We start from the raw sequence: 18,578 nt of genomic DNA, 5'->3' as shown, positions 1-18,578 counted from the left end.
ATACTCTAACATAGTCGGCTCACACTTATGGCTAGCCAGGTTTGAGTATCGCATATCGCCGTCTGAATGTCTACCAGTAATTTTTCACAAATGGCGGTATTTCACACGATCCACGCCCTTCAAACGCTCTGGCGCTCTCTAAGCAGCTCGTACAAGCGACAGGGATCGAGGGGCATCTCACGGATACGCAGGCCGAACGGAGCCAGCGCGTCGTCCAGGGCCGCGGCAAAGAGGGCCGCTACCGGGATCGTGCCGGCCTCACCGGCGCCCTTCACGCCCAGCGGGTTGAGCGGCGAGGGGGTCTCTACATGCTCCACCTGCAGCGGAGGGATCTCTTCAACGGTGGGCAGCAGGTAATCCATAAAGCTGCCATTCAGGAGCTGCCCCTCCTCATTGAAGACGAGCCGCTCGTAGAAAGCGCCACCGATCCCCTGAGCTACGCCCCCGTGGACCTGCCCCTCCACCACCAGCGGATTAATGACCCGCCCGCAATCGTGGACGGCCACATACTTCAGGATGGTGACCATCCCAGTGCGAGGGTCGACCTCCACAATGGCCCCATGCACTCCGCTGGCAAAGGTACCGCGCGGAGGGCTGTAGAAGGCCGTCGCCTCCAGGCCCGGTCCTCCGCGCTCCTCTGGCAGGGCCGGGCCTGGGCGCGGCCCCGCCAGCTGCATCTGCATCAACTTGCGCGCGTTCTCCCCATAAGAATAACGCAGCGGATTCGAGGCGATGGCCACCTGGCCCAGCGTCAGCGCGCGCTGGGGCGCATCGCGGACAAAGACCTTGCCATCGGCCAGCTCGATATCCTCTGGCGACGCCTCAAAGAGATCGGCGGCCACCTGCCTGGCCTTCTCACGAACCTTGACAGCCGCCAGATGGATGGCCGAGCCGGCCACCGTGGCTGCCCGACTGGCAAAGGTCCCAACACCCCAATAGAACGCCTGGGAGTCCCCAGTGGTCACCAGTACATCTCGCGGGTCAACGCCCAACTGATCGGCCACAATCTGGGCGAAGGTCGTCTGGTGAGCCTGACCCTGGGTTGTCACGCCTGTCGAGACATAGACGCGTCCGTCCGACTCTACCCGCACCTGCGCCCCCTCATAGGGGCCGATACCCGTGCCCTCAACGTAGCAAGCCACTCCCACCCCCAGATAACGCCCCCGCTCGCGCGCCTGTCGCTGCTCCTCCCGAAAGTGCTCGTATCCCAGAGCCTCCTTGAGGCGCTCCAGACCGGCCTGATAGTTGCCGCTGTCGTAGATGGTTGGCCCCCCATCCTGATAGACCAGACCCACATCCCAGGGGAATTCTTCGGGACGAATAAAGTTGCGGCTGCGCACCTCCAGTGGATCAAGTCCCAGTTCCGCCGCGATGCGGTCCATAATGCGCTCCATGACGAAGACCGCGTGGGGCCGGCCCGCGCCACGATAGGGACTGACCGGAACCTTATTGGTATAGAGCACCTTGAACTCGCTATAGTAATGTCGCAAGCGATAGGGGCCAGGCAGCGTACAGGCGGTGATAATGGGCACGATGATGCCGTAAGGCGTATAGGCCCCGGTGTCGTGCAAGAAGATGTCCCGCACGGCCAGCAGGGTGCCCTGGTCATCAAAGGCATACTCCACATCGTGGATCTGGCCACGCTCCTGGTTGGCCGAGAGAAAATGCTCGGCGCGATCCTCGATCCACTTCACCGGACGTCCGAGGCGCAGGGCTGCCAGAGGCGTCAGGATTTCTTCGGGGTAGAACATCATAATCTTCGTGCCGAAGCCTCCCCCCACATCGGGAGCCACCACACGCACCTTGTGCTCCGGCAGGTGAAACATGGCCGCCAGGCCATTGCGAATGGGAATCGGTCCCTGGGTCGACATCCAGCAAGTTAACATCCCCTCATGCCGGTCCCAGCGAGCGACAACCCCCCGACCCTCCATGGGCATGGCTGAGCCCCGTTCCATGACAAAGCGCTCGCGCAGCACGTGGGGAGCAGAGGCCAGGACCCCCTCCGGATCGCCAACGCGCTGCACCAGGTGAGCCGCCAGATTGCCGGGCACATCGGCGTGCACCAGGGGCGCCCCCTCAGCCACCGCCTGCTCCAGGGTGGCCACCACTGGCAGCGGCTCATAGTCCACATCGATCAGTTCCAGGGCATCTTCGGCCAGATAGCGATCCTCGGCCACCACAAAAGCCACGGCGGCCCCAGCATAGTGCACCTCATCGCGCGCCAACGGTAACTGCGTACGCGGCTGGGTCAGAGCCGGGTGCGGCACTAGCAGAGGCGATGGCTCCAGCAGCTCGCCCAGATCCTCCGCCGTCAAGACCAGATGCACACCGGGCAGGGCACGCGCCGCAGAGGCATCGATGCGCCTGATACGGGCGTGGGCATAGGGACTACGTAAGACGGCGGCATGTAGCATCTCTGGCAGATCGATGTCATCGACATACGTTCCTCGCCCCCGCAATAAGCGCGGGTCTTCGGAGCGCTGAACCGGAGCACCAAACCAGCGTGTCGTCATGGGCGCCTAGGCCTCCTCCCCTTGAGACTGAGAGCTGCGCAGATAGTGAGCGGCTAGCTTGACCGCCTCGACAATGTTTTGATAGCCAGTGCAGCGACAGAGGTTGCCAGCCAACCCCTGGCGAATCTGCCTCTCATCCGGGTCAGGATGCTCATGGAGAAAGGCATGAATTGACATGATAAAACCAGGAGTGCAGAATCCGCATTGAAGCGCGTGCTTTTCCTGAAAAGCCCGCTGGATCGGGTGCAGTTCCTCGGCGCTGCCAGCCAGCCCTTCGATAGTCGTCAAGGCCATGTTATCGACCTGGACAGCCAGGAGCAGGCAGGAGCGCACAGCCTCCCCATTGAGCAGGACCGTGCAGCAACCGCAGACACCGTGTTCGCACCCCACGTGAGTGCCGGTTAGATGCAGCTCATGGCGCAAGAAATCTGACAGGAGCATGCGCACCGGAATACGGCGCTGATAGAGACGGCCATTGACCGTCACCGTTAGGTTATACTCCTCACAGAACTGCGGAGGAGATCCAGGCTCTTCGAAGGCATACATAGGCAACAACCCCTTTCTCGTTGGCTAGCCAGGCTGTCAATCAGCCAGCAAGAGGCCTCTTGACCAGGTGCGCTGGCTGGACAGCAGTCGGACCGCTCGCAGCTCCGCTTGTTTCTCCTCTCAGCGGGAGCGTGCCCCTCACGGCCTGCGCGGGTGCTGCGCCTGCCCTGGAGCCAGAGGAGCGGCCTGCCGCGGTCCGCCGATCAAGCAAGCAATCGCTTCTGCCGCCCCCACGCAAAATGAATAGAACAGAAGAGGAATGGCCCCGTGAGGGGCCTGGAGCATGCAGGAAGACGCATTGCGGAGGCGGGCGGACGGGACAGCTTCATCTCAGGCCGGCCCGGGCTGTGCCGAGAGGCAGCGGGACCAGGCCAGGGGCAGCAGGCGCCGTGTCAGCTCGGCGACCAGCTCGCGGCGGTACTCGACAGTTGCATGGATATCCTGCATCTCTTCGCTTACCAGGGTGCGGGCCGTGGCCGCCGCCTCCTCCAACGTGGCGGCCTCCAGAGTGCTCCCGATCAGAAGCGACTCCACTGCCGTGGCGCGCCGCGGCGCTGGGGTCACCCCCAGATACGTCAGACGGGCCGAGCCGCAGCGTCCATCTGGTCCCGCCGTCAGCACCACGACGGCCCCCGCGAGCGCATAATCGCCAGAGCGGCGCGCGAACTCCGCGAAGGCCCAGCCGGCCGCTGGTGGGAGCCATGGGAAGCGCACCTCGGTCACCATCTCGTCGGGCCGCAGCTCGGTGGTCAGCGCGCCGAGGAAAAAGTCTTCCGCCGGCAGCAGGCGCTCGCCGTGGGCGCTCTGCGCTACGATGGTACCGTCCAGGCAGACCAGCAGAGCGGGCAGCTCGGCTGCCGGATCAGCATGGGCGATACTGCCCACCACAGTTCCCCGATTGCGAATCTGGAAGTGACCGATGTGGCGAATGACCTCGACCAGCAGCGGATGCCTCTGCTGCACCATGGGCGAACGTTCAACCTGCCGCTGACGGGTCAGAGCGCCAATCGCCAGATAGTCGCCCTCCTGTTCGAGATAGTGCAGCTCCGAAATATGGTTAATGTCCAGGACATAGGCCGGCCTGGCCAGCCGCATATTCAATAGCGGCAGCAGGCTCTGACCCCCCGCCAGAATCTTGGCCTCCTCAGCATAGTGGTCCAGCAGATCGAGTGCATCATCGAGGAGGCGCGGCGCGCAGTATTGAAAGCGTGGTGGTTTCATCGCTGCTTGCTCCGAGTGTCTTGATCGCTTCGCGCCCTCCTCTTCGGCTCCGGAGAGCGCCAACGACTTTCTCCCCCGCGTGCGGATCATTTTGCCCAGGCAGGTCAGGCTCCCCCGCTGGATCTCCGTCTCGCCTTCCCCTTCCCCGTCCGTCAGCGACTGGCCTGATTGGTCGGTGGGTGGGCCAGGGCTTCCATCAGTCAGCAAGGCCCCGCCAGCTTCGCCAACTCCAGGTCCCCAGCTCCAGCTTGCCCACTGGCCAGATGGCCCGACCAGGGCCTGGTCGAGTCCGCAGGCCACTTGAGCAACCAATCTGACGGGCGAGATATGTCCACGCCTTGCTTCCTGCACTGACCCGGCCTGGAAGGGTGAGGGAATAACCAAAAGAGTACCCCGATCGTTTGCCACTGTCAAGCCTCCAGGCGCCCCTGCCCCATCCCTGACTGCAGCCGCCAGACCGGCGAAGCACCTTTCTCTCATATTTTTCTGCTCTCTCTCCTTTCACTGCTTTTGCATATGTATATGTTTGCGAATCAGTACAATAGAATAAGAGAGTATTTACATTTACGTGGCGCGGCTGGTTGCTTAAGCATTAGAAAAAGGAGAACGAGTTGTGGACAGCGTTATCGTCTGTGTGCACGGAAGAAGCGAACAGTGGCACTTGAAGGACCAGGTCCTTGCCGACTTCCAGGGGGGCATCCTGGAGGGATTAGGCAGGCTTCCCGCCCCAGTGGCGATCGGGCGTGAGCGCATCCTGCTCGCCTTCTATGGCGACCTCTTTCTCCCGGATGCGGCCCTCACGGCTGGGGCTGGGGGGACAGCAGCTCAACGCCTGAATGCGCCAATGGCCTGGTCATGGTCAGGCGAAGCCGGCAGCTATCGGGGATCGACCGTCCAGAGTCTTCAACAGAGCGCACTGCGGAGAGGGCACACAGCGGTGGACCCCCTCTACCAGATCAATGTCGCGCGGGCCATTCTGCGTGAGGCCAGCCGGCGCGGCCTGGTCGAGAGCAGGGGTGGGGTCGGAACAGGAGAGCCAGGTCTGCATGCCCTTGCCCCTTATAGCGCTGGCGGTCTTGTCTGGCTGCACTCGCTGCTGGTGCACATTCTGCAGGGGTTGGAGCAGATCTTTGGGGCGCCGCGGGAGCTGCTGAGGCTTTTTGTCAGTGACGTCGATCTCTACCTGCACAACGCCGCGCTACGGACTCAGGTCATGGGGCGCCTGCTCGCCCTGCTCCGCCAGCAAGCGGGCCGTTCGATCATCGTCGTGGCCCACAGTCTGGGGACAGTTGTTGCCTACGACGTCCTCAACACCCATCGCGAGATTCCCATCACGGCCTTTATCACCCTGGGATCACCTTTAGGGCTTAGCCCTTTCATCTATCAGGAGCTACTGCCGCCGGTGCCGCCTGGGCAGAAGCATCCGTTCCCGTCGAACGTGGCCACCTGGCAGAACTTCTACGACCCGAACGACATTGTCGCCCTTGTTTCTGCCCTTGCTCCGCTCTTCCCGGGGCCGCCAGGGCAGGCAGTGATCTGTACACCGGTCCAAAACAACCCTGCCGATCCACATTCATTGACCGGTTACCTGATTCAGCGCGCGGTGGCCCAGGCCATCAACAACGCGCTCTTGAGCAAGACACCCCTCCCTTCAAAGCTCAAATGAGCTTTTGTTTGCGTTTCTGCGTTTCCTTTCCTTGTACCCCCTGGGGGGGACTGAGGGAACGGTCAGCCAGGCCGGCCCTCGGTCCCCTCCACGTCACTCGCCGGCAGGGTGCTTCAGAATGGCCGCGTTCTTGCGGGGAAAATGCCCAGGACAGGCTCGATGCTGGCGCCAGAGGAGCAGATAGCGTCCGTCGTCGAGGCCGGGCAGGGTGACTGGCAGCCGGGCTTCGAGCGTCAGGCCAAGCTGCTCGGCTGCGCGCAGGCCCTGGGCCAGTTCCTCCGGGCTGTCTCCCTTGCGCGGCAGCACCACGCTGCCACCCACGCGGCAATAGGGTGCGGCATACTCCAGGACAATGGGCAGGGCGGCCACGGCCCGCGCCGTCACCAGGTCGAAGGTCCCACGATAGGCCGGGGCATGACCCAGTTGCTCGGCTCGCCCGTGCAGGATCGTGACAGCTTCCAGCTCCAGGACCTGGCAGACATGGCGTAAAAAGGCCACCTTGCGAGCAGTGGCCTCCAACAAGGTGACCTCCCAGGTGGGACGCACGATCTTGAGCGGCAGCCCTGGGAAGCCCGCCCCACTGCCGATGTCGAGCAGGCGGCAGGCCGGCGGATCGACCGCCGTCAGAATCGCTAACGAATCGAGGAAGTGCCGTGTCAGCACTTCCTCGGGATCGACAATCGCGGTGAGATTCACCCGCTCGTTCCAACGCAGCAGCTCCTCACGATAGCGCAGGAAGCGGGCCAGGATCTGAGCAGCCCAGGCAGCCTGCGCGACCTGCGCAGCCGCCGGAGGAGCCTGCGCGCAGAGCTGCTTGACGAAGGCCTCTAGCGTCTGCTCTGCCTCACTCATCACGAGATCCGCTTGCGCTTGCTGTTGAGATAATCAATCAGCAGGTACTCGCCCAGATTGTTCTTATCGGCGTAGAAGGTCCGCCCGTGGTTGATCTCCGCCATCTGGTTGACAAAGCTTACCATCCAGCGGTCATCTTCGAGCATAAAGGTGTTGATGGTGATCCCCTCGCGCGTGCAGCGCTGAACCTCCAGCAGCGCCTGCTGCTCAGCCCAGGGATTGGGTGGATAGGCGAATTGCCAGCCTCCCAGTTCCTCCTCATACCAGACCGTCGGGCCGCCGTCGGTCACCAGGATGATCTGTTTGTTGACACCGCGATGGCGGGCCAGCAACTGGCGGGCCAGCATCAGTCCATGAGCCAGATTGGTCCCCTGGCTGTGGTCGTAGCGCCCGATCTCGATCAGCTCCTCCGGCTTGTATTCACGCGCCACAAATGAGAAGCCCACAATGTAGAGGTTGTCGCGCGGGAACTGAGAGCGGATCAGGCTCTCAAGGGCCACAGCCACCTTCTTGGCCGCCTGCTGGCAGCCGTTATAGATCATGCTCATGCTCATATCGAGCATCAGCACCGTCGATGACTGCGTCGTATACTCTGTCCGGTAGACCTCGAAGTCCTCTTGAGCGAGCCTGATCGGCGTGCCCGTGCCATTGCGGTAGACGGCATTCATGACCGTCCTTTGCAGGTCTAGCAGGAAGGGATCGCCGAACTCATAACGTTTGCTCTCGTCGGTGCGCTCGCCGCCGGGACCACGGAACGGACTGACGTGGCGTCCGAAGCCGTCGCGTTTGAGCTTTTCAAAGATGTCCTGCAGCGCCTTCTGGCCAATCTTACGGATGGCCCGCGCCGTCAGCTCCCAGCGGTTCCCCTTCCTTTGAATATAGCCTGCCTCCTCAAGGACCTTCATCAGGGCCTTCAGCTCCTCGAGAGAGCGGTACTCGTCGGAGCCGAGCAGCTCGCGCACCTTTTCGCTATCGATGGCCTCCAGATCGTCGAGGCGTCGGGCCTGCTGGAGTTGCTCCTCCAGTCCCTCCATCTGCTGCAGGCGACCCATCATGCGCAGGGCCTCGTTGAACGGCAGGGACTCGTTGCCGCGGAAGGGGAAGCGCATAGGGAACTCGTCCAAGGGGGCCAGGGCCTGCAGATTCTGAGCCAGCTCCATCAGGTCAACCCGGATGCGATCGTCGGCGATGAGCTGCTCCATGAGATTCTCCAGCTCCTGGCGCTGCTCCGGAGAGAGGTTTTCCAGCAGGGCTTGCATGGCCGCCATGCGCTGCTGCATCTGCTCGATTAAGTCGTCGAGCGTATTGACGCCCGGGAAGTAGTCCCCATACTTCTCCATAAAGGAATCGAAGTCTGGGTTGAGGCCCTGCTGCCGTTCGCGCAGCATGCGGTTCAGCTCGCGGATCATCTCGCGCAGGCGGGCCATATCCTCGGGGGTCATGCTCTGAAGCGACTGGCGCATGCCCTGGAAGAACTGCTGCATCATCTGCTGGCGCAGGCTCTCCAGGAGCTGATTGAACTTCTCTCGCGCCTCCTCCTCCATGAAATCGTACTCGGAGAGGGCCTTTATCTGGCCGGGCAGGTCGCGGGGCAGGTTCTCCAGGTACTGCTTTTTGCGCTGGGCGATGGTCTCAAGCATGCGACGCTTCTGCTCGGGCGTCAGCTCGTCGCTGCCGGCAGCCTCCTCGCCCTCGCCGGTAGGAGCCTGGGGGGAAGCCTGGGCTTCGTGCTGACGGGCCTGCTCGGTCTCGGCCAGCTCACGAGCCTCCTTGAGGCGACGCTCGATCCCCTCGCGCTCCAGCTCTTTAATCTCCTCCAGTTTCTGGCGCAGGTCATCCATGACGCCCGAGGCCATATTGTAGCGATTGAGTAGCTGGCTGCGCTGAGTGCGCAGCCGCTCGAGCAGTTCGCGCAGGCCGAGATTGCGCCGCCCATCGGGGAGCTGCAGCCCCTCCTGCATCAGGCGGCGCAGAGCCTGCTGCAGATCCCCCCGTTCCAGATAGTCATCCGCGAGGGCGCGCATGATATCATCGGCATCCAGGCCCTCGATCTCCTGGGTCCCGTCCCAGCGCGAGTAGCCGTAGCGGGTTCGAAAAAAGCGCTTCAACATGGGAAATCTCCCTCTCCTTCCCGCTGTACCCCAGCTTCCTTCAGTTGGTCGGAGGCCGCCGCCAGCGCGCTTTCCTGGCTCATGAGCTTGTTGGCGCACAGGAGAGCGGCGACCCAGGCCAGACCAGAACAAGGGAAGCCGCAGTGAGGCTCTTAGCGTCGATAACGGACCTTGCCACTCATCTCGTCCTTATTGAGGCGGCGATTGAGGTGGAGGCCCTCAAGGATGAACTCGACCGCCGAGGCGATGGTTGCGGGATGGCCGCGGGCCTGCAGCCTGTCGATAGCCTTGCTCAGCCCGCCAACGCGTGAGAGCTGATTGACGTACTCCATGGCCGGCAAATCGTCGCCGACCTGCACGCTCAGGCCGCGCTCAAAACCGGCCAGGAGCTGCTCAAACTCGCGCGGTTCAAAGTACTGACCAAAGACCTCTGCCACCGCTCCGTTGATCAGGCGCCCAACGACTCGCTCCTCTTTGACCTCCCCCACAGTATCTAGCTCGATCTTGCCGCTGGTAGAAGCAACGATCGCAGAAAGGTCGCTTACGCGCGGGGCCGCCACACGCTCGCCCAGCCGCAGGGCGCGGCGACAGGCATTGCTGACCACGTTCTCATAGTTCGTGATGGAAACGCGAACGCTGACGCCAGAGCGCTGGCTGATATCATTGCTGCGGCGAGCCAGATGGGTCACCGTGGCGATGATCTCCTTCATGAAGCGCGGTACCACGACCTCCAGCCCATCGGTGGGGAAGCGGGTGCTCTCCGCCTCCATAATCTGGATCTCGTGCTCGATATCGAGCGGATAGTGGGTCCGAATCTCGGAGCCGATGCGATCCTTGAGCGGCGTGATGATCCGCCCGCGGTTGGTATAGTCCTCGGGGTTGGCACTGGCCACAACGTAGACGTCAAGGGGGAGCCGAATCTTATACCCCCGGATCTGAACGTCACGCTCTTCCATGATATTGAGCAGACCAACCTGGATGCGTTCGGCCAGATCGGGCAGCTCGTTGATGCAGAAGATGCCGCGATTGGTGCGGGGGATCAGGCCATAGTGAATAGTCAGCTCGTCCGAGAGATAGCGCCCTTCGGCAACGCGCACGGGATCGACCTCACCGATAAGGTCGGAGATGGTGATATCGGGGGTGGCCAACTTCTCGCTGTAGCGGCGATCCCGCGGGAGCCAGGCAATTTCCACCTTGTCGCCCTGCTCAGCTACCTTGTCACGACAGGCCTTGCAGATGGGCGCAAAAGGATTATCGTTGATTTCACAGCCAGCAATGACCGGGATCTCCTCGTCGAGCAGATTCACCAGGCTACGCGCCATGCGCGTCTTGGCCTGCCCACGCTCGCCGAGAAAGATGATGTCCTGGCCGGAAAGGATCGCGTTCTCAATTTGGGGGATCACCGTGTCCTCATAGCCGATGATCCCAGGAAACAGCTCCTCTCCTTTACGGATCTTCTCGATGAGATTCTTGCGCATCTCTTCTTTAACGGAGAGGACCCTGTAGCCACTTTCACGCAGTTCTCCGATTGTGCGCGGTTGTGTTGTGATGGTCATTCCGCTCTAAGCTACCTTTCTCGGGGGTGGTTACGTGTGCGCTCTGCGCCTCCGGCGCGTTCGGTGCTCCGGCGCTCTGCCCTCTCCCTCGCACCTGCCCGGATCCGGCAAGGAGGCCTTTCGTTGAGCAGGTGTACCCTGGGCAATGACGAAAGGCGCCAGCCTGGCTCCGCTCCGCGCAGGAGCGTGGCCGCCGCGCCGCTAGGGGCAGCCGGTCCGCTGGGAGGCAGCCGCTGCGTTGCCGCCGCTGATGCTCTGCCTGTCTGACTGGCTCTGGCTGGCAACGGGCAGGAACCCGCTGGCGCGCCGTAGCGCTGGGCCGCGCTGGCCAGGCAGCTACGGGCCTGGGGTTCTCCAGACGCCCACTCACCAGGAAAACGTGTGGAACCTATCCTATTCTATCTTCTAGAGAAAGAAAGCGCAAGGGCAACGGCAGTAGACAGACCTCCCCACGGAAGCAGGGCATCTTGAGCAGCTTTTGAGCAGGCTCTGCCTTTTCTTGAGCCTTCCTTGAGGCAGCCGCTTCTATAATGAGGATAACGCTCACAGAGCGGTGCCGCGGGGTCCCCATTCACCTCCCTGCGTCCTTCCCGTCCCAGCGCCAGCCGGCAGCGGGACGACAGAGAAAGTGCGAAGGAGGAAGCGAGGAAAGAGGGGAGACAGCGGTCCCGCCTTGCAGAGAAGGAGGGAAGTCTCATGCTCGGCAATCAGTCAGCGCGAGCGGCGCTCGCTTCTGCTGAGGCCGATGTGCAAGAGGCTCCCACGGTTGCCCAGGAGAGCCACGGGCCGGGACTCAGGCGCGCGGTGGGGGTCTGGGGTTCCTATACCTGGGGCTATGCCGATGTGGGAGCCGATGTCTACGTGGCGCTGGGCATCGTCATGGCGGCGGCCCAGGGCGCAACGAACGTGGCCTTTCTATTCGCCGGCCTGGTCTATGTGATGGTCGGTCTGGCCTACACCGAGCTGGCCGCCGCCTACCCGATGGCCGGCGGCGGTCAGTTCTACGTGCTGCGCGGTCTGGGCGACTTCTGGGGCTTTGTGGCCGGCTGGGCCGTGCTGCTGGATTTCACAATCGATATCTCGCTCTTCGCCCTGGCTTCCGCTGGCTACATCAATTTCTTCTTGCCAGCTCTGAACGCGCGCGTCGATGTGCACCTGGCTGGCCTGACCCTGCCCGGTGTGCAACCGTGGCTGATTCTCGAAGCGACGATCTTCGTGGTTCTGTTGACCATCCTGAATATCATCGGGGTGCGCGAGTCCTCCCGCTTCAATGAGGTCCTGGGCGCCCTGGATGTGATCAGCGAGTCGACGATTCTCTTTTTCGGCTTTCTGTTCGCGTTTGACCCGCAGCTCTTGCTGCGACAGATGACTCAGTCCTGGCCTGACCCCTATCATCTGGCTTATGGGGCCTCGCTGGCGATCATCTCCTTCGTGGGCCTGGAGTCCATCAGTCAGGCGAGCCAGGAGACGATCCGGCCCGGCAAGGTGGTGCCACGCACCTCGCTCGCTCTGATTCTGACGGTACTCATCTACGCCCTGGCCTTCTCGAATCTGGGACTGGCCATGCTGCCCTGGCAATCTTTCGCCGAACATAACGGCGACCCGATCGCCTGGCTCGCCAGCCATATTCCTTTCCTCGGCCTGGTCGCCGGCCCCTACGTCGCCCTACTGGGGGCAACGCTGGTGCTGATCTCCTCAAACGCGGGCGTCTTCGGATCTTCGCGTATTACCTATTCTATGGCACGTTACGACCTGCTGCCACGCCAATTGGCGCGGGTGCATCCGAAGTTCCGCACGCCAGTGCGCACGCTGGTGGTCTTCTCTGGCTTTGCTCTGCTGGAGCTGTGGCTGGCCGGCCTTTCACCCAACGCCTACGATGTGCTGGGCAATATGTATGCCTTTGGCGCAGCGACGGCCTACATCCTGGTCTTCATCTCCCTGCTGGTGCTGCGCTTTGTTGATCCCTGGACACCGCGACCGTTTAAGGTGCCCTTGAACATCCGCTTCCGCGGGAAGGACGGAGAGAGCCGCTTGCTGCCGGTGGTGGGCATATTGGGCCTGCTGGGGATCAGTAGTATGCTAGTGATGGTGGTCCTGACGCACGCTATCGGACGGCTAGCCGGACCGGGCTGGCTGCTGCTGGGCCTGCTCATCTATGTCTGGCACCGCAAGCGTTCGGGCCTACCGGTCTTCGGGAGCGTGCCGCGCGACTGGCCCCAGGAGCAACTGGCCGTCTATGCCGATGCCGAGGAGTATGACCTGGTTGAGGAGCTGCAGGAGAATCTGGCTCGCAAACGCCATCTCTCTGGGGAGGAGCCACGCCCTCGCCCGACAACCCCTGCTGCTCGCGTGGTTGCCGTGCCGGTACCAGGTCCCCAGTCAGGTCCGCAACCGGGGAGCCGAGACAACGATCGCCGAAGCACACCAATCGCCCGCGAAGAGGACCAAAGGAGGGAGCTATGAGTAGGCGCCTCCGCGAGGAGCTTCAAGAGCAGGTTGAGTGCAATCAGCCTCTTGAGGAACACCCTGGAGGAAAAGGAACCAGCGCTACCTGGCGAGGACGCTATCGCCAGGTGGTGAGTGTTCTCATTATTCCTTTGGGAATGATCATTAGTCTGCGAGCGCTCTGGCTGGGCTGGCAGGCCTGGACGCTGATGCTCCTGGGCCTGGCCTTTGTGTCGCTGGGCCTGGTGCGCCTCCAGCTACTGCCACCCTGGCACCTGGCTCACGCCCGCCAACGCAAGGGAGGAGGACGATGATCTCGGCAGCGGCCACGAATCCGCTCTTGATTACTCCCGCCGGCGTGGCGATCGCTCTCCTGTTCGCGGCCTCGATCATCGGGGTGCTGGGCTGGATGTTGCATTTGCCCCAGGAGAGCGAGCTGAGCCGTACGGCCAGCCGAGCCGTGCGCTCACTCAATAAGATGACTCGTATCCTGGTGCCGCTCTTGCACTGCAGTGAAGAGAGCGATCGCGCGCTGGCCCTGGCCCTCCAAATGGCGCGCCACCGCAATGGGAACGTCTGGGCAGTGGCCGTCATTGAGGTGCCATTTATGCTACCTCTGGATGCTACCCTGGGGGAAGAGGAGGAGCGTGTCCAGTCTCTGGTAGAGCGAGCACACTCGGTGGCACGCCAGACTCCTTCCACTCTGACAGTACGAGTGCTGAAAGCGCGACAGGCCGGTCCGGCGATAGTCCAAGAGGCCGTGCAGAGCGCTGCCGACCTGATCATTGTAGCCAACTGCCCCGTGCGGGTGCGCGGCAGCTTGCAGCAGATCGACCCCGCGGTCGAGTATGTTCTCAAGCACGCACCTTGCGAGGTGCTGGTACTCAGTGGGGCACGCCTCCCCCTCCAACGCGGGCCAGAAGCAGAGCAGCTTATCTCGCTCCCCAAGGCTGGCAGGCCCTCCTCGACCGAAAGCACCAGCTCCGAGGGAGAAACTACTCAGGAGCTGAGCAGCACCAGAGGCTGAGTGTCCCTCTTCCACGCCAGCCTTCAATCCGCTATTAATATAAATGCATCTATCTAAAGATAGATGCATTTATATTAATATTTTTGCCTAAATGTGCTATAATTATACTAGTAGTTCTCTGCTCAGCAGGGGCTACAAGCTCTGGCAGATACCGCAAGCTAGCTGGGAATGCTGGAAAGGAGTGCTGTTGATGAAACGCTGGTTTCTTGCCTTGAGTGTTGCCCTGATGATGGTTGTCTCCTGCTGGCTGTTGTCGCCGGCTCAGGCCCAGGCCGCTGCCCAGGCCCACAAGCCAGCCGCGACGGCGCGGGCGCAGCTGCCTGTCCTGCGTTCGCGCTTCTACTATAACAGCCCCGATCAGCGCTACAGCTTCGGCTACAGCTTCGCTTTCGTGACCCGCAGCGACGAGTACTATCTGGACGCTGGGACGCATCAGTGGGTCTTTACTTCCTACAACTATCGCCCCGGCTATGCCATGATGCTGACCCTCTACCTCAACGATGTGCCTATTGGAACGGTCTGGCTGCCGGAGGCCGGAGGAACAGTGACTGTGACCGGCGGGGCCGGTTACTATTCCTTCCTGCTGCAAAAGGCCAACGATGGCTACTACGTGCAGGGAAGCGTCCAGAATTTCTGGCCCTTGATCTGGGTAAGCATCTAAAGAGGACTCTGCGGCCCTGAAGCTGAGCCGGCCCGGCCCCCTGGTTCCCCAGATGAGGGATCGCTCTCGGCCTGCCCACCTTGCAATCTGGCGACTTTCCCCTCGAACCACGCTTGCTGGCAGAAAAGAGGCTGCGCCCGGGATCGCTCTGACCAGGTCAGGCCTGGCCCGGGCGCCAGACAGGCGGGTCCTGCCTCAGACCGCGGTAAGCTGATGGCAGGCCAGCCCGCGCTGAACTCAGGCGATCTCAGTCCTGCTGCTGCCTTGCCTCGCCTACCCTTGATCAGGGAAAGGCAGGCCAAGCCGAAAGGTAGAGGGTCAGGGCTGCTGCCGAACGAGCAGACAGGGATTGAGGGAGCGCTGTTTCTGGGGATTGCACGAAGGCCGGCTCGGCTTCGCGACGGATGCGACTCTCCCAGGCCAGGGCTTGAGCCGTTGGCCTGCCTCTTGGGTCGCTTGCCGCGAGTCTGCCGGAAGCCCGTTGGTCAATGGCACAGCGGGGTGGGAAGAAAAACGCTTGTGGGGCGGCTTCGCGAGGCATAGGAGCAGCCGCCTGGGTTGAGCTTCATCGGCATATGGGCTGATCGGGCAGGAGCAGAGACTCAATCTCACGGGGCGCTCCTTCTCTCCCTGGGCCTGCCTCTCTACGCGACAAGGGCAGGCCCGACGCTGGGGACCCTGGCTTCGGCCAGGGGAGGAAGCCGCCTTCCTCCTGGCGCTCCGCACTGACACAGCCGTCTCTCTGGTGGTATCCTGCTCCTCATGCGGCCGACGGCACTGACCAGCGGGCAGCAACGCCTTCGCCTCACCTCGCGCGGGGGGAGCGGGTCCACCCAGCCAGGGCAGCTCGACTGTCCCGCGGTACGGGGCAGTGGGCTGCGGTCAACCCGCCCGCAAGCCCGGGCCGACCAGACTGCCGGCTGCGGGCAGGCCGCTGGCTTGAGCCGGGGGGCGTTGACTAGAGCTATCTACGCTCGGGGGTGCTGCTCCGTCTCGCTCCCTCTTTCCGGGCCTCACTCTGAAGCAGAAGCAGGTCCCCGCTCCTGAGACGGACCGTGTAGATCCTGGTCCGTTGCCCTCTTTTCCGTCTCTTCTTCAGCCGAAAAACGGTAGCCGACACCAGAAATGGTGAGGATAAAGCGAGGATGGGCCGGATCCGGCTCGATCTTCCGGCGTAGCTGCCCGATGTAGACGTGCAAGTAGTGAGCCTCTCCGCCATAGCCACTGCCCCAGACGCGCGTCAAGAGCATCTGGCGCGTCATGATCTTGCCCCGGTTCTGCACCAGGACTTTGAGTAGCTCGTATTCCGTTGGCGTGAGCTTGACTTCCTTGCCATTGAGCTGCACCAGCCGGCGCGCGAAGTCGATGCGCAGGGGGCCGGCCTCGAAGATAGCTGCTGTTCCTCCCTGCAGCGGTGCCGCATGGCGCAGGGCCACGCGGATGCGCGCCAACACCTCGTTCATGCCGAACGGCTTGGCGACGTAATCATCGGCCCCCAGATCAAGCGCCAGCACTTTATCGCGCTCGCTGTCCTTGACAGAGAGGACAATGATCGGCAGGTTTGAGTGGGCGCGTACGCGCTTGCAGACCTCCAGTCCGCTGATGCCTGGCAGGCCGAGATCGAGCAGCATGACATCGGGACGGAAGTGACCGAGTGCCTCCAGTGCCTCCTCGCCACTGCTGGCCGCATACACTTCGTAGCCGTAGGCGCTGAGACTGCGCTGGAGCGCGCGGACGATCTCGATTTCGTCGTCGACGACTAGAATGCGTGCCCCTCCTGTGTTCATGAAAGCGGTTGCTCCTCCTCCCTCTGCTCTCTCTGGCTCCTCTGGGCGGGACTATCCACCTCTGGCCCTTGGGACACCTGGTCCAATGCGGGAGCCTGGACGGAGCGGGACGCCGTGAGGGTGGGGTCCTGGGCCTCGGCGGTCTCGGCTGCCACGCCTGGCTGGTTGGCGAGCGGCAGAGTAAAGGCGAAGAGGGCGCCTCCGCCTTGACGGTTCTCGGCCCAGATGCGCCCCCCGTGGGCTTCAACAAGACCCTTGCAGACGGCCAGACCAAGGCCAGTGCCGCCAGCCCGCCCACCTCCCCCTCCCGCTCCTCCCCCACGTCTGACGCGGTAGAACTTGTCGAAGATGCGCTCCAGATCAGCAGGGGGAATGCCTGGCCCACGGTCGGCCACACTGACCTGCACATATCCATCCTGGCGCCTGGCCTCGATCTCAATCGGACTGCTGGCCGGGGTATGGCGCACAGCGTTCTCGATGAGATTGGTGAGCACCTGACAGAGCTGCAGGTAGTCGACCGGGACAGGCGGCAAATCTTCTTCAAGTTCAACCCGCACTTGCCGCTGTTGTAGCAGCGGCTGGAGTTGCAATAGAACATCGTGGATCAATTCGTCAAGAGGATACCACTCCTTCTCGGGCTTAAGAGCACCGCCCTCGATGCGAGACATGTCAAGCAGGTTTTCGACCAGGCGGTTAAGGCGGTCAGCCTCACGCTCGATGGTGAGGGCAAAGCTGCGCCGGCTCTCCTCGTCCCAGACGATGTCCTCCTGAAGCAGACTGCTGGCCGCCGCTTTGATGGAGGCCAGCGGAGTCCGCAAGTCGTGGGAGACGGAGGAGAGCAGGGCGGTGCGCAGAGCATCGGTCTGGCGCAACAGCTCTAGCTGCAGGCCCTCGCGCCTGAGACGGGCGCGCTCGATGATGGCCGCCGCCTGATCAAGAAAGGCTGCAAAGAAAGGCCCTTCCAGAACAGCCGTCGGCCCATTGAGACGCGGCTTCCAGATTCGGCTTCGGCCGACGTGCGGCCACTCGGCCTCTTCCATAAGGAGCAGGAGTACCCCCAGTACACGCTCGCCTGTCTTGAGAGGCAGCAGGCGAAGATAGCGCCGCCGGCGCCAGCCACGCAGCGAACTCTGCAGGGTGGCGCGCAGGCTCCGGGCATAAGGCCCGCGTCCCTCGAGGGGGACATCGTGTAGCTCGGCGGCCTGGCCGTGGGCCATGACCCAGGCCGCCGTCGCCTGCTCGTCAGACGAAAGCCGGAAACCCTCCCTCCCCGTCCGAGCACTGGCAAGCACTTCCAGCCTGCCCTGCTCCGCCGGCAAGAGGAGCGCACAGTCGTAGACACCCCAGGGAGCAAAGACCTGGACAACGGCCTGGGTGACAATGGCTAGCTGGCGCTGGAAGTCCTCCTCATGGTTGGCCGCCCGCACCAGATCGTAGAGAATGCGGGTCTCCCGTTCGCGGCGCCGGGCTTCGTCCGCTTGCCTGCGCAGGGCGTTGGTCATCTGCCCGGTGATGATGGCCGCGGTCAAAAAGACGAAGAGAGCCAGCCACTCTTCAAAACGATTGACGGTCAGGCTGTAGAGCGGCTGGACCAGGAAGTAGTCAAAAAAAAGGAAGGCCAGTACCGAGGTCAGCACTGCAGGATAGAGGCCACGCGTGCTGGCCAGCGCCAGAACTACGAGCAGATAGAGCAGAGAAATGTTGGGAATGCGCGGATAGAGTGCAAAGGCATAGATGATAGCTGTGACCACGGCAGCGGCGATCAACGCCAGTACAGTATCCACAAGCAGGCGTGGCCAGCTCCGCCGCGGTCGCTCTAGCAAAGGTAGAAAGCGGTCGCCTGGATGGCGTAGCTCCCTCATGATCGAGATACCCCTTTTCTCTCTGCCCGACGCGGGCCAGGCCACCGACGGGGCAGCCGAGCTGGTAGTAGCATACGGCCTCTGTTCCTCCCCAGGGTACAGGCCCAGGTTGAAGGCTGCCTGATGTTTCCCTTTATTATAATTCTTTGCTTGCTTTCCTGCTAAAAGACAAGGGCTGGTCCGTTGGACAGGCGCCAGACAGACAGGGCGCCAGAGCCTGTCAGAAGCCAGGATAGCCCTCAGCTCATCCCCTAGAGAGGAGAGGCTGGCGCGTTCCCTTTCTTAGAACTTCGAAGAGAAAGAGACAGGCCCGTTGGTCAGCCGGTAGCCT

13 protein-coding genes are annotated in these 18,578 nt (G+C 62.5%); 5 read left to right on the top strand and 8 right to left on the bottom strand.

Translation table 11 applies throughout. The features are described 5' to 3' along the window. Positions 1-119: 119 nt before the first annotated feature. The 3 genes from cutA to ACFMO7_RS13520 all read right to left on the bottom strand — a co-directional run bounded on the left by cutA (position 120) and on the right by ACFMO7_RS13520 (position 4,280). On the bottom strand, positions 120-2,513 hold the full coding sequence (gene cutA, locus ACFMO7_RS13530) for an aerobic carbon-monoxide dehydrogenase large subunit (RefSeq protein WP_376796015.1): 2,394 nt from the start codon (positions 2,511-2,513) through the stop codon (positions 120-122). A gap of 6 nt (positions 2,514-2,519) precedes the next feature. Then, on the bottom strand, positions 2,520-3,059 hold the full coding sequence (locus ACFMO7_RS13525; protein WP_376796014.1) for a (2Fe-2S)-binding protein: 540 nt from the start codon (positions 3,057-3,059) through the stop codon (positions 2,520-2,522). Between the two features lie 330 nt (positions 3,060-3,389). Continuing rightward, the gene (locus ACFMO7_RS13520; RefSeq protein ID WP_376796013.1) at positions 3,390-4,280 is read right to left on the bottom strand and encodes an FAD binding domain-containing protein; all 891 of its coding nucleotides are present in this window, start codon (positions 4,278-4,280) and stop codon (positions 3,390-3,392) included. Between the two features lie 613 nt (positions 4,281-4,893). On the opposite strand from ACFMO7_RS13520, the gene ACFMO7_RS13515 reads away from it, so the two are divergent. Further along, positions 4,894-5,946: a hypothetical protein gene (locus ACFMO7_RS13515; protein ID WP_376796012.1), complete on the top strand. Its 1,053-nt coding sequence runs from the start codon at positions 4,894-4,896 to the stop codon at positions 5,944-5,946. 93 nt (positions 5,947-6,039) lie between these two features. Here the strand turns inward: ACFMO7_RS13515 and rsmG are convergent, their stop codons facing one another. The 3 genes from rsmG to ACFMO7_RS13500 form a co-directional block, all read right to left on the bottom strand. Further along, a complete protein-coding gene (gene rsmG / locus ACFMO7_RS13510) occupies positions 6,040-6,798 on the bottom strand; it encodes a 16S rRNA (guanine(527)-N(7))-methyltransferase RsmG (protein ID WP_376796011.1) in 759 nt (252 codons plus the stop codon). After that, positions 6,798-8,909 carry a VWA domain-containing protein gene (locus tag ACFMO7_RS13505; RefSeq protein WP_376796010.1) on the bottom strand — a complete coding sequence of 704 codons (2,112 nt, stop codon included), beginning with the start codon at positions 8,907-8,909 and terminating at the stop codon, positions 6,798-6,800. The genes rsmG and ACFMO7_RS13505 overlap by 1 nt, the downstream gene beginning before the upstream one ends. A gap of 152 nt (positions 8,910-9,061) precedes the next feature. Then, positions 9,062-10,465 (bottom strand): sigma 54-interacting transcriptional regulator, encoded by a 1,404-nt coding sequence (locus tag ACFMO7_RS13500; RefSeq protein WP_376796009.1) that lies wholly within the window; start codon positions 10,463-10,465, stop codon positions 9,062-9,064. 696 nt (positions 10,466-11,161) lie between these two features. Between ACFMO7_RS13500 and ACFMO7_RS13495 the strand changes: the two genes are divergently transcribed. From ACFMO7_RS13495 to ACFMO7_RS13480, 4 genes are all read left to right on the top strand, one after another. Continuing rightward, the gene (locus tag ACFMO7_RS13495) at positions 11,162-12,928 is read left to right on the top strand and encodes an APC family permease (protein ID WP_376796008.1); all 1,767 of its coding nucleotides are present in this window, start codon (positions 11,162-11,164) and stop codon (positions 12,926-12,928) included. Then, positions 12,925-13,224, top strand: a complete 300-nt coding sequence (locus tag ACFMO7_RS13490; RefSeq protein WP_376796007.1) for a hypothetical protein — start codon at positions 12,925-12,927, stop codon at positions 13,222-13,224. The genes ACFMO7_RS13495 and ACFMO7_RS13490 overlap by 4 nt, the downstream gene beginning before the upstream one ends. Next, on the top strand, positions 13,221-13,937 hold the full coding sequence (locus ACFMO7_RS13485; protein ID WP_376796006.1) for a universal stress protein: 717 nt from the start codon (positions 13,221-13,223) through the stop codon (positions 13,935-13,937). Before ACFMO7_RS13490 ends, ACFMO7_RS13485 begins: the two co-directional genes overlap by 4 nt. Positions 13,938-14,127: 190 nt before the next feature. Continuing rightward, positions 14,128-14,598 (top strand): hypothetical protein, encoded by a 471-nt coding sequence (locus ACFMO7_RS13480; protein ID WP_376796005.1) that lies wholly within the window; start codon positions 14,128-14,130, stop codon positions 14,596-14,598. A 1,013-nt stretch (positions 14,599-15,611) separates the two neighbouring features. Here ACFMO7_RS13480 and ACFMO7_RS13475 read toward each other — a convergent pair. Together ACFMO7_RS13475 and ACFMO7_RS13470 are read right to left on the bottom strand one after the other, a co-directional pair. After that, complete coding sequence (locus tag ACFMO7_RS13475; protein WP_376796004.1) at positions 15,612-16,385, bottom strand: response regulator transcription factor; 774 nt, start codon at positions 16,383-16,385, stop codon at positions 15,612-15,614. After that, positions 16,382-18,247: an ATP-binding protein gene (locus ACFMO7_RS13470; protein WP_376796003.1), complete on the bottom strand. Its 1,866-nt coding sequence runs from the start codon at positions 18,245-18,247 to the stop codon at positions 16,382-16,384. Before ACFMO7_RS13470 ends, ACFMO7_RS13475 begins: the two co-directional genes overlap by 4 nt. Between the last annotated feature and the right edge of the window lie 331 nt (positions 18,248-18,578).

The organism is Thermogemmatispora sp. (assembly GCF_042408735.1).
Classification (GTDB): Bacteria; Chloroflexota; Ktedonobacteria; order Ktedonobacterales; family Ktedonobacteraceae; genus Thermogemmatispora.
This window is presented reverse-complemented; position numbering and strand designations above follow the sequence as displayed.